Origin of the sequence: Flavobacterium sp. A45, assembly GCF_002001005.1 — a bacterium.
Classification (GTDB): Bacteria; Bacteroidota; Bacteroidia; order Flavobacteriales; family Flavobacteriaceae; genus Flavobacterium.
On sequence record NZ_MUNX01000146.1, the window covers coordinates 1 to 14,160 of the forward strand.

General features: G+C 39.3%; 3 protein-coding genes. All 3 read left to right on the forward strand.

The genetic code is table 11. The annotated features are described in order from the left end of the window. Positions 1-4,130: T9SS sorting signal type C domain-containing protein (locus B0E44_RS16585; protein WP_077377816.1), on the forward strand; the 4,130-nt coding region annotated here is incomplete at its 5' end. A gap of 273 nt (positions 4,131-4,403) precedes the next feature. Beyond that, on the forward strand, positions 4,404-11,411 hold the full coding sequence (locus tag B0E44_RS16590; RefSeq protein WP_124019365.1) for a T9SS sorting signal type C domain-containing protein: 7,008 nt from the start codon (positions 4,404-4,406) through the stop codon (positions 11,409-11,411). 229 nt (positions 11,412-11,640) lie between these two features. Next, positions 11,641-14,124: a T9SS sorting signal type C domain-containing protein gene (locus B0E44_RS16595; protein ID WP_077377822.1), complete on the forward strand. Its 2,484-nt coding sequence runs from the start codon at positions 11,641-11,643 to the stop codon at positions 14,122-14,124. The last annotated feature ends 36 nt before the right edge of the window (positions 14,125-14,160 follow it).

Genomic DNA, 14,160 nt, shown 5'->3' on the forward strand with positions numbered 1-14,160 from the left:
CCTATAGTTTGGATGCTACTACTGCCGCATTTGCAGGGAACAGCATAGTTGCTGCAACTGGAGCTGTGACTTATGCTGCTGGATGGTCAGGCACAACGACAATCACAGCTAGTGCTGCGGGTTGCAATGGGCCAGTAACAAGGACCCATGTAGTGACTATAACCCCAACGGTAACGATAAACGCATTTTCGCCAGCAACCTCAACACGCTGTCAAGGAGCTGGAACTGTAACCACCACAACCACGGCCAACAATTCAACAGGCATTACCTATAGTTTGGATGCTACTACTGCTGCATTTGCAGGGAACAGTATTGTTGCGGCAAGCGGAGCAGTGACTTATGCTGCTGGATGGTCAGGCACAACGACAATCACAGCTAGTGCTGCGGGTTGTAATGGACCAGTAACAAGGACCCATGTAGTGACTATAACCCCAACAGTAACCATAAACGCATTTTCGCCAGCAACCTCAACACGTTGTCAAGGAGCTGGAACAGTAACCACGACGACCACGGCAAACAATTCAACTGGTATTACCTATAGTTTGGATGCTACTACTGCTGCATTTGCAGGAAACAGTATTGTTGCGGCAACTGGAGCTGTGACTTATGCTGCTGGATGGTCAGGCACAACGACAATCACAGCTAGTGCTGCGGGTTGCAATGGGCCAGTAACAAGGACCCATGTAGTGACTATAACCCCAACGGTAACGATAAACGCATTTTCGCCAGCAACCTCAACACGCTGTCAAGGAGGAGGAACTGTAACCACGACGACCACGGCAAACAATTCAACAGGTATTACCTATAGTTTGGATGCTACTACTGCCGCATTTGCAGGGAACAGCATAGTTGCTGCAACTGGAGCTGTGACTTATGCTGCTGGATGGTCAGGCACAACGACAATCACAGCTAGTGCTGCGGGTTGCAACGGACCAGCAACTACGACTCATGTTGTGACTATAACCCCAACAGTAACCATAAACGCATTTTCGCCAGCAACCTCAATACGTTGTCAAGGAGCTGGAACAGTAACCACGACGACCACGGCAAACAATTCAACTGGTATTATCTATAGTTTGGATGCGACAACCGCTGCATTTGCAGGAAATAGCATAGTTGCTGCAACTGGAGCTGTGACTTATGCTGCTGGATGGTCAGGCACAACGACAATCACAGCTAGTGCTGCGGGTTGCAACGGACCAGCAACTACGACTCATGTTGTGACAATCAATCCAAGCCTCCCAGCAAGCGTAACTATTGTAGCTTCAACAGCAACAACAATTTGTTCTGGAACCTCAGTGACTTTTACTGCTACGCCAGTGAATGGAGGAACAACACCAACCTACCAATGGTACAATGGCGCTTCTTTAATTCCAAGTGAAACAGCAGCTACTTATGCATCGGCTGCTTTGGTAAATGGTGATGCGATTTCGGTAGTTATGACTTCGAATGCGACTCCTTGTTTAACGGGCAGTCCAGCAACTTCGAATACCGTAACAATGACGGTTAACGCTCTGCCAACGACTCCAACAGCTAGTGCTACTTCTCAGCCTACTTGTGTGTCTTCTACAGGAACGATTACGGTTACGACTCCAACAGGAATGAATTATAGTATAGATGGAGTAGATTATTCAAATACTTCTGGTGTTTTTTCTGGAGTTGCAGTTGGGTCTTATACGGTAACGGCTTTCAATGGAACTTGTCCTTCATTAGCAACGGCTCCTATCTCAATAATTGCTCCAACGACGAATACTTGGAATGGTACAGTATGGTCTAAAACTGGGAATGTAACACCTCCAACATCGACCGATATAGTTGTTTTTGCCGCAGATTTTAATATTACAAATCAAATTAATGCTTGTTCTGTTCAAATCAATCCAGGTGTAAATGTGGTAGTTGGAGTTCCAGTTACAGATGCATCCTATTTGCCAAATAAAAATGCAGATGCTGTTTTGAAGATTGAAAATGGTTTGGATGTTTTAGGTATAGGAACTTTAACTTTCGAGAACAATGCCAGTTTGATTCAGGTCAATGATGCCGCAGTGAATACGGGTACTATTATTTACAGGCGAGTTACAGCTGAGATGAAGAACTTTGATTTTACATATTGGTCGTCTCCAGTACAGGATCAAGTTTTGAATGTTTTATCGCCAAATACTTTATGGGACAAATATTATAGTTTTGACAATGGTAATTGGAAGATTGAAGCGGGAGCCAACACTATGAACCCTGCTGGGAAAGGGTTTATTATTCGGGTGCCAAAACCAAATGTTACCTATGGTAATGGAGAAAATTGGGTAGGATTAACTTATTCCCAGCCTGTGGAATTTGTAGGTGTTCCCAATAATGGTTTGATCACAATTCCTTCTCAGGGATTGGCCATGGATAATTTAATTGGTAACCCATATGCATCCCCTATTGATGCCGACTCGTTTATAAATGAAAATGCTGCCTTGATAGATGGAGCATTGTATTTTTGGACACATAACACGCCTATTACACCAAGCGGTTCTTTCTATGTTTACAGTTCAAATGATTATGCGACCTATACTTTGACAGGCGGAACAGGAACTTTGCCAGCAATTAGTGGTGGAACAGCTCCAAATGGTAAAATAGCCGCAGGGCAGTCCTTTTTTGTGACTACTAAAGCAACTGGAAATTTTGTGTTTAATAACGGTATGCGTAATACGGCAAAAGTTTTGGCTTCGGGATCCAACAGTCAGTTTTTCAAGATGTCTAAAACCAAGAAAGCATCAGGAGTTGAGAAGAATAGGGTTTGGTTGAATTTAACGAATTCTGATGGGGCTTTCAAGCAAATGTTGGTAGGTTATATAACTGGAGCCACCAATGAGAATGATAATTTGTATGATGGTATCAGTTTTGACGGGAATACATATGTTGATTTTTATAGTGTCAACAAAGAAAGCAAACTTACGATACAAGGTCGCGCTTTACCTTTTGATAAAGAAGACAAAGTGCCTTTGGGTTACAAGACCACAATTCAGGGAACTTTTCAGATCAGTATTGATAAAGTGGATGGAGTATTGGCGAATCAAACTGTTTTTATTGAGGATAATGTGACCAAAGCTGTTCATAATTTGAAAGCTGGGCCGTATTCCTTCACTACAGCCAAAGGAACGTTCAATGATCGTTTTGTATTGGTTTATGTTGATAAAACGGCAGTAGTCGAACCACCAGTTGTTGTTAATCCACCTGTTGTTGTCGAGCCTCCAATAGTTATTAATCCACCTGTTGTAGTTGAGCCTCCTATAGTAGTCGAACCACCAGTAGTGGTTAATCCACCAGTTGTTGTCGAGCCTCCAATAGTTATTAATCCACCGGTTGTAGTGGAACCTCCTGTAGTAGTCGAACCACCAATAGTTATTAATCCACCTGTTGTAGTTGAGCCTCCTGTAGTTGTAGAGCCTCCAATAGTGGTTAATCCCCCGGTTGTAGTTGAACCTCCTGTAGTAATCGAACCGCCAGTAGTGGTTAATCCGCCAGTTGTTGTCGAACCACCAGTAGTTGTTAATCCACCTTTTGTAGTTGAGCCACCTGTAGCAGTAGAGCCACCAGTAGTTGTTAATCCACCTGTTGTAGTTGAGCCTCCTGTAGCAGTAGAACCACCAGTAGTTGTAAATCCACCGGTTGTAGTTGAGCCTCCAGTAGTAGTCGAACCACCAGTAGTGGTTAATCCACCGGTTGTAGTTGAGCCTCCAGTAGTAGTCGAGCCACCAGTAGTGGTTAATCCACCAGTTGTAATCGAACCTCCTGTAGTTGTAGAACCACCAGTAGTTGTTAATCCACCGGTTGTAGTAACACCTCCAGTAATAGAAATTCCTCCAGTAAGTGGTTTGGATCCTACATTGGAAAATCCATCTTTTGATAAAAAAGGAAAAGGGGTTATAGTTTCGGTAAATAACCGTCAAATCAAAATCAACTCTTTTGAAGAAACTATGGCTGCGGTTATGGTGTATGATTTGAGAGGAAGAATGCTTTATGAAAACAATCATGTCAATGCGAATGAATTTATTATTCAGGGATTGAATGCCAGCGACCAGTTTTTAATTGTTATGACGCAATTAACCAATGGTAAGTGGGTTACTAAAGAGATTATTTTTAGAAATTAGTTTTATAGCATTACTTTATTAATAGCCCCATTCTGATTAGTCAGAATGGGGCTATTAATTTTTTAAGATAAAATCTTACAATTTTTATATTTAACATTTGTTTGGCTGATAAAGATGCTATATGTCAGTAAATGAGTGGTTTTTAGTTTTATATTTGCACAAAATTTTTGCATTTATTAAAAATGTTGAATTTAAATTACTAATGGCAATACCAACTGATTTAAATCAGGTCCATTGAAAGAACAAATTTTATCTTAAAGCACCCAATCCAAAATGAGTAAAACGTTACTTACTATAATTGCTCTTTTATCTATTCGGATAATTGAGTTAAAGAGTGCATTTGTACTATCTTTCCAAACTTTTAAGGAGTACTGTGTGGGCTTGTTTAGTTTAAAAGAATCGAAAAGCTTAGTCTCAAGTAAGGCTTTTGTGTTTTTGGTTTTGTTTTTGCCTACGATTGCTAATGCTGCAACTTATTATTCGATAGCTAGCAATAATTGGAATTCGAATGCAACCTGGTCATTGACCAGTGGAGGGGTTTCTGTTGGTACAGGAGTTTTTCCAGGTATTGGAGATACTGTAATTATTGAAAATGGTTTTACTGTTACAGCGACATCAGATGCATCTGCAAAAAGTATTAGCATTACAGGAAATTCTATATTGACAATAAATGACGCCAAAACGTTAACGGTTAATGGAAATGTTGATGTAGCCAGTGGGTCAAAGTTTAATGGGGGTACTAAGACTAGCGACAGTGCAACAATTAAGGTCTTTGGTAATTTTTCTAATTTAGGTACCACAGATTTCAATAAAAGTACAGTTGTCATTGCAGGTAATCTGAATACAGCTAATACCATTTTACAAAATAACGGTAATATACTAGTTGGGGGCAACGTATCAGGTGTTATTGGCGGAAGTGGTAGCGGAACGGTTTATCCGGTCAACCCAAATGCTACTGTAACGTCAACTGGTAGTGCAGATGAAAAACCTTCTGGCACACAGCCAACAGATCCAACATTAGTCGCTTTAATGAATGAAGTCATATATGGAGGGGCTTGTTCTTCTCCAATTGCTTTAAATAATGTAGTCGCAACCAATTCGTGTGAATCGACCAAAGTTTCATCTGTGACAGTTAATTCATCCCCAGCAAGTTTTCCTATTGGTTCCTATACCGTTATTTATAGTTTAGGGTATAATGGCAATTCGACAAGTTATAGTGCATCAATGAGTGTCACATCTGCCGGTGTTGGAAATTTTACTGCAAATCTTTCAATCGTAAATGTTACTTCGAACTCAACAATTCGTATTGATAAAATAATTTCTTCGTCTTGTTATTCTAATATAAGTTCAAATAATGTTTCCAATTCATCTTATATGACCCCGTCAAAAGGTAAGCCAGGAATACAGTCAGGGTATGTTCAGTGCAGTAATAAATGGATTGCACAATGGTCAAATGAAAGTGTAGATGGTTATTATTTAGATGTTGCCAAAGATGTCGGTTTTACTAATTATTTAACAGGATTTCAAAAATTAAATGTTGGTAATGTACAGAGTTATACTATTTCAGGACTAGTAGATGGAGGTGTTTATTATTATAGAGTAAAATCATACAATTATTGTGGTGAAAGTCCTTATTCGGATACAGTAACATTTACTTATAAGGGAGACAATTCCTCAACTCCAGGGACAATTTCTGGTGGAAGTGCATCAATTTGTGTTGGTAGTAACACTACTTTTACTATTAGTGGTAGTAATCCTTCAAATGGAGTTTGGTCTATTTTTGATCAAACAGGAAAAGCTACTATTACTCAAGCAGGGGTTGTGACGGGCGTTAGTCCAGGAACAGTTTTGGTTGTTTATACTACATTTAATGGGAGTTGTGGGAGTTCTACATCAAAAACGTTAACCGTAACTGGAGGTTCAGTTTCAGTAGGATCATCAATTCCAACGGTTTGTGTTAATACTGCTATAACTCCTATCACTCATACAACGAGTGGATTTACAGGTATAGGAACCCCAGCAAATTTACCAGCAGGATTAAGTGCCTCTTTTGCATCAAATAGTATTACTATTAGTGGAACTCCAACAGCATCAGGAACATTTAATTACAGCATTCCATTAACGGGGGGTTGTGGAAGTGTTAACGCTACAGGAACAATTATTGTAAATCCGCTTCCGGTTGCGGCTGGAACAATTACAGGAACAGCAACTGTATGTCAAGGTCAATCCGGGGTCGCTTATTTTGTTCCAGTTAATACAAATGCAACTTCTTATACTTGGTCGTATTCCGGAACGGGAGCCACATTTACAGATGGAACAACACGTACTCCAACAATAACGTTTGCTTCAAATGCAACATCTGGAAATCTTACCGTGTATGGGGTAAATACTTGCGGTAATGGAACTGTTTCTGCAAATTATGCGATTACTGTGAATCCAACCAGTGTTGGAGGAAGTATCGCTGGGAGTACTTCGGTATGTTCGGGAATCAACAGTACCACATTAACGTTAAGCGGGTATACAGGAACTATTACCAAATGGCAATCTTCCACATCGAGTACTTTCGCTTCATCTGTGAGTGATATTGCCAATACTACAACCACCTTAACTGCAACAAATTTAGCAACAACAACTTATTATAGAGCAGTAGTTACTAGCGGAGCTTGCTCCTCTGCCAATAGTAGTACAGCAACTGTAACGGTTAATACACTTTCAACAGCACCAACGGGAATAACAGGAGTAACAACAATTTGTAATGGAAGTTCTACTACACTTAATGTGTCAGGAGGGAGTGCAGGAACCGGAGCCACAGCAGAATGGTTTACTGGCTCATGCGGCGGTACATCGGCAGGAATAGGAAACAGTATAACTGTATCACCAACATCCAACACAGTTTATTATGTTCGATATAGCGGTACTTGTAATACTACAACTTGTGCTTCTGTTACAGTAACAGTGAATAATGTAATGACAACTGCTGCTGATACCCGTATATTTTGTATAAACGGTACAACTACATCAATAACCACAAATACAGTAAACGAAGGACAATATGTGGTTTTGGATGTAATCAAGGGATTCAATTATACATTCTCAATTGGAAATGTTTTTTCCGGTAATGAAAATATAACTGTCTTGGACGATTCAACAAATGCAAACGTTACTCCGGCAGCTTCAGTGTCATCAGCTTCAGGAGCTTCCCTTACTTGGACAGCTTCCCTTTCGGGAAAAGTTAAAATAGTATTGTCTTCCAACAATTGTTCAAATGGAACAGCTGGAGGAGCAATGACTCTTTTGTTAAATTCTTTAGGAAACACCCAGGATTCTCAAACTACATCTGCTACTGATGCTTGGATCGGACATTTTTATAACGCTGGAGGGGCGACTCCGGCTCCTTTTACAAATGCGAATTATGCTGGTTATTATAATGTGGCAACCGAAAATTTTTCTGAAAATTTTGGAAGTAACACATCCTGTGCCTCAGTCCTTTCTGCAGGAATCCAAAGAGCATCAATGTATACCGAAGGTTTTGCAGTACGTTACAGGATGAAATCAACCCGTGCTGCTGGATGTTACTTTGTAAAAGTGACAGGTGATGATGGTGTTCGGTTGTATATCGATAATAGCACTACAACAACCCCAACAACTAAAGTTTTCGATAGATGGGCTGAGCAGTCTCCTACAACATATGATTATATATTAGTTAATTTGCCAAGCAGTGCAAATTTAGTGCTTGATTATTACGAAAATGCAGGGCAAAACCAGGTAAGTTTTCAAATAGCACCATTTGATCCGGCAGCAAATACTATTACAGCTCCAGCTACGACTTCGTTTTGCTTCGGAGGTGATCCAGCTGTTATTGAGGGTTCTTTTAAATATAATAGTCTGGGAACAGAAATAGCTAATCCATATATTAATTATCAATGGCAGATTTCTGTTAATGGAGCCGCTTACAGTAATATCAGCGGTGCTATATCCAGAACCTATAATCCGCCGGCGACTATTAATACTACTACTGCCAATATAGTTACAAAATATAGACGTATTGCAACAGTTAATACGACCAACGCAATTGGTGTTACTTGTAACTTCAATCAAAGTAATGAAGTCACTATAACAACGAGTCCAAATGCAAGTATTGCATCTGTAACAGGAACAAGTCCTTTGTGTATTGCTGGTTCAGCTACTTATTCTGCAAACAATGTAGTTTTAAGTGGAGGAACAGGCGGATGGACTAGCGATAACACTGCTGTTGCAACGGTTGTGTCTTCTACAGGAGTAGTTACAGCAGTAGGAGCAGGAACTTGTAATATTATTTATACTGTTACTGGGGGTTGCGGTGGAACAGTATCATCCCAACAATCAATAACAGTTAACCCAAGTTTACCGGCAAGTGTAACCATATCAGCTTCAACAGCATCAACAATTTGTTCAGGGACTAGTGTAACATTTACGGCTACACCAACAAATGGAGGGACAACACCAATTTACCAATGGAAATTAAATGGATTGAATGTTGGATCCAATTCAGTAACATACACCAACGCTACTTTGTCGAATGGTGATACGATTTCATTGGAAATGACTTCTAGTACTACTCCTTGTTTAACAGGAAATCCGGCAACTTCGAATACTGTTACAATGAATGTGAATGCTACACCAGTAGCTCCAGTTCTAAACAATGTTGTTTTAACATGTAGCCAAACTTCAGCCAATGAAACTTGGGCATCAATTCCAAATAGTACTGATTACCGATTTGATGTGTCCTTAGATTCATCATTTGGGACTTTTATATCGGGGTATCAAGATGTGTCTGTTGCGCCATCAGCTTCTCCTTCAGCAATTGTAAATGGGTTGACCCCAGGGGCGACTTATTATGTTAGGGTAAGGACTGTTACTGGCTGCGGAATTAGTGCCAACTCCAATGTGGCGACCATGTCGGTTCCTATTACTAGAACCACTGATGGTGGTGTAACCTGGGACAACGGTATCCCTGATAATACTAAGAAAGCGGTATTCGTAGGTACAGGAAGTATCGCGATGGTTACTCCAATAAACGCCTGTTCATGCCAAATCAATTCAGGAGTGAATGTTGTGGTAGGAGTTCCAGGAGGAACAAATACAGACGCCATCTTAAAGCTTGAAAATGGATTGAATGTTCAAGGGACTGGTTCCTTAACTTTCGAGAACAATGCCAGTTTGATTCAGGTGAATGATGCTGCAGTGAATACGGGTACTATTATTTACAAGCGCATTAGTTCAGCGATGAAGAATTTTGATTTTACGTATTGGTCGTCTCCAGTTTCGGATCAGAATTCTGGGCCATTTCAGACATTAAAAGCATTGTCGCCAAACACTTTATTCGATAAGTATTTTAGTTATGCCAATGGTAATTGGGTGACAGAGAATGTAAACACTATAATGAAGCCAGGGAAAGGTTATATCATTCGTACCCCAAAACCGGGTGTGTATGGAATCCCTTACCCCGAGATTGTTGTTATGCCTTATTCCCAGCCTGTGAAATTTGTAGGTGTTCCCAATAATGGTTTGATTACAATTCCTTCTCAGGGATTGGCCATGGATAATTTAATTGGTAACCCATATCCATCCCCTATTGATGCCGATTCGTTTATAAATGAAAATGCTGCCTTGATAGATGGAGCATTGTATTTTTGGACACATAACACGGGGATTAAACCAAACGGTTCTCTCTATGTCTATAGTTCAAATGATTATGCTACCTATACTTTGACGGGAGGAGCAGGAACCATGGGTAATTTTGAGGATGTTAATAATAATGGTATTTACGATGCTGGCGATATAATAGATGATAGTAACAAGCCAAATGGTAAAATAGCCGCAGGGCAGTCCTTTTTTGTGACTACTAAAGCAACTGGAAATTTTGTGTTTAATAACGGTATGCGTAATACGTCAGATGTTTTGGCTTCGGGATCCAACAGTCAGTTTTTCAAGATGTCCAAAACCAAGAAAGCATCAGGAGTTGAGAAGAATAGGGTTTGGTTGAATTTAACGAATTCCGATGGGGCTTTCAAGCAATTGTTGGTAGGTTATATTACGGGAGCCACCAATGAGAATGATAAGTTGTATGATGGTATCAGTTTTGATGGAAATACGTATGTTGATTTTTATAGTGTCAACAAAGAAAGTAAACTTACGATACAAGGTCGCGCTTTACCTTTTGACAAAGGCGACAAAGTGCCTTTGGGTTACAAGACCACAATTCAGGGAACTTTTCAGATTAGTATCGATAAAGTGGATGGAGTATTGGCGAATCAAACTGTTTTTATTGAGGACAATGTGACCAAAGCTGTTCATAATTTGAAGGCTGGGCCGTATTCCTTCACCACTGCCAAAGGAACGTTCAATGATCGTTTCGTGTTGGTTTATGTTGATAAAACGGCAGTTGTTGAACCACCAGTAGTTGTCGAACCACCTGTGGTAGTTGAGCCACCAGTAGTTGTTAATCCACCGGTTGTAATCGAACCTCCAGTAGTAGTAGAACCTCCAGTAGTTGTTAATCCACCGGTTGTTGTCGAACCACCAGTAGCTGTAGAGCCACCAGTAGTGGTTAATCCACCAGTTGTAGTTGAGCCTCCAGTAGTAGTCGAACCTCCTGTAGTAGTAGAACCTCCAGTAGTTGTTAATCCGCCGGTTGTAATCGAACCTCCTGTAGTTGTAGAACCACCAGTAGTAGTAGAACCGCCAGTAGTGGTTAATCCGCCGGTTGTAGTTGAGCCTCCTGTAGTTGTAATTCCACCGGTTGTAGTGGAACCTCCTGTAGCAGTAGAACCACCAGTTGTAGTTGAGCCTCCTGTAGTAGTAGAGCCACCAGTAGTGGTTAATCCACCAGTTGTTGTTGAGCCTCCTGTAGTAGTAGAGCCGCCAGTAGTTGTTAACCCACCGGTTGTTGTCGAACCACCAGTAGTGGTTAATCCGCCGGTTGTAGTAACACCTCCCGTAATAGAAATTCCTCCAGTAAGTGGTTTGGATCCTACATTAGAAAATCCATCTTTTGATAAAAAAGGAAAAGGGGTTATAGTTTCGGTAAATAACCGTCAAATCAAAATCAACTCTTTTGAAGAAACTATGGCTGCGGTTATGGTGTATGATTTGAGAGGAAGAATGCTTTATGAAAACAATCATGTCAATGCGAATGAATTTATTATTCAGGGATTGAACGCCAGCGACCAGTTTTTAATTGTTATGACGCAATTAACCAATGGCAAGTGGGTTACCAAAGAGATTGTTTTTAGAAATTAATTTATTCACATTCGATAAATATAGTCCCATTCTGATTCGTCAGGATGGGATTTTTTAATTTTTATAATAGCAAATTAATAATATTGCGATGAATTGTTTTAAATCGGTTTAAAATTCATTTTTCAAAATGACATTATGTAAGAAAATAATTTTAAAAAACCTACATTTATATAAAGTAATTCTTATATTAGTGTGTTTCTTTTGAATATTAATTTTTTCCGATTTGTTTATGAGACAACTTTTTGTTTTTATCTTGGTTTTTATATTTTTCCCATTTTCATTTTATGGGCAATCGATTTTTGAAAATACAATCACAGGAACCAATCCTGATGAATCAAATCCTTATAATATTGGACAAATTGTAGATCCAGATATTACTGTTTCTGGTATTGGCAGGGGGAGTGGAATATTTGGGATTAATTCGAATGATAGATATAATGCCAGAAGTTGGAAATCGGATGTGCTAGATCCTAATGCTTATTTTGAGTTTACTGTAATTCCTAATGCTGGTAATAAAATTGATTTTGTCAGTTTTGAATATACAGGTCAAATTTCTGTTAATGGACCGACTCTTTTTGTATTTCGTTCCAATGTTGATGGTTTTACTACAGATATTGGATCTGTTTCCGCTACAGGGGCATCTGTTTCTTTATCGGATATTAATTTTCAAAACATAACTTCATCCATTACCTTTCGATTGTATGGTTGGGCGGCTCTCACAGGAACAGGAACTTTTAGTATTAATGATTTTGAATTTAATGGTATTGTTTCTTGTGCAACTCCTCAAATACCTGCATTGCCAGAGACAATTATAGGTTGTTCATCCACTTCTTTTGAGTTGAACTGGTCAGCTTCTTCGAATGCATCCAATTATTTTATCGATGTGGCTACCGATTCCGGTTTTGTTACTAATTTGACAGATTACCAAAATAAAGATTTAGGTAATACTTTATCTGAAACTGTTGCAGGTTTGGCAGCAGGAAAGACTTATTATGTTCGATTGAGATCTGCCAATAACTGCGAAATAAGTGCTAATTCGAATACTATTAAAGTAGCCCCGCCAGAAACAGTTTACAATGGTGCATGGTCAAACGGCACGCCTGATGCGAATAAAAATATACGTTTTTCGGATGATTTTAATATGGATACATCTTTTGAGGCTTGCTCGTGTCAAATTGATGATGGTGTAGCTGTTCATGTTGATTCTGGGGTTGTTTTTAAGCTTGAAAACAGTTTGGATGTTCAAGGCAGTGGTGCTTTGACTTTTGAGGACAGTGCTAGCCTGGTTCAGGTAAATGATGGCGCCGTGAATACAGGAAAAATTATTTACAAGCGCATTACTGCCCCGATGAAGAATTTTGATTTTACGTATTGGTCGTCACCTGTAAAAGATCAGGTATTAAAAGATTTGTCTCCAAACACTTTATGGGATAAGTATTTTAGTTTTGCCAATGGTAATTGGGTGATTGAATCTGGTACAAATACGATGAATACTGCTGGTAAGGGATTCATAATTCGGGTTCCGAAGCCAAATACAGTCTATGGTAATGGCGAATACTGGACAGGAGCTACATACGCACAACCTGTTCAGTTTATTGGCGTCCCTTATAATGGTGTGATTACAATTCCAACGCAGGGGATTGGAATGGATAATTTGATTGGAAATCCCTATCCATCTGCTATTGATGCCGATTTGTTTATGGCTAATCCTAACAATGCTTCATTGATAAATGGCGCCTTGTATTTCTGGACGCATAATACAGCGATTACACAAAGTGGTTCTTTTTATGTCTATAATTCGGATGATTATGCCGTTTATACCTTGACAGGAGGAACCGGAACGATGGCTGCTCCAAGTACTGGAGGTTTTGGGTCGATTCCAGATGGCAAAATAGCCGCAGGACAGTCTTTTTTTGTAGGAAGTAAAGCTGTTGGGAGTTTTGAATTTAATAATTCGATGCGGGTGTCAGCTTCGGGATCGAATAGTCAATTTTTCAAAATGGCGAAGGTTAAAAATTTGGCAAACTCTGAAAAAAGCAGAGTTTGGTTGAGCTTAACTAATTGCCAAGGAGTTTTTAAGCAATTGTTGGTCGGATACATTAAGGGAGCGACCAATGAAATGGATAATTTGTATGACGGAATTAGTTTTGGAGGTAATAAATACGTTGATTTTTATAGTGTCAATGATGGAGAGATTCTTACTATTCAAGGACGCGGACTACCCTTTTTACTGACGGATAAAGTAACGTTGGGTTTCAAAACAACTATTGACGGTGCTTTTGAAATTAAAATGGATCAAGTAGATGGCTTATTAGCTAAGCGTACTATTTATTTAGAAGATAAAGACGCGGGGATACTGCATGATTTTAAGAAAGGGTCCTATTCATTTTCAACATCAAAAGGGGAATACAACAATCGTTTTGTGCTGAGGTATTTGCCCAATTTAAAAACTATTTTGATGCATGATATTGTTGGAAACGCGAAACATCAGCTTGAAATATATATAAACGAGAGTCAGTTGAGTCTAAAGTCTAATGACGAAAATTTATCAGCTGTTTTTGTTTATGATTTAAAAGGGAAATTGATCTTTCAAGAAAAGAATATCCATAAACAGCAATTTATCATTTCTGATTTAATCCCTAAACAACAAATTTTAATTGTAAAAACTGTTTTTGATAATAATGCCAGTCGAACGGACAAAATAATTTTTTGATTCATTTCAAATTACTAAAAACCCCCATTCTCTTTA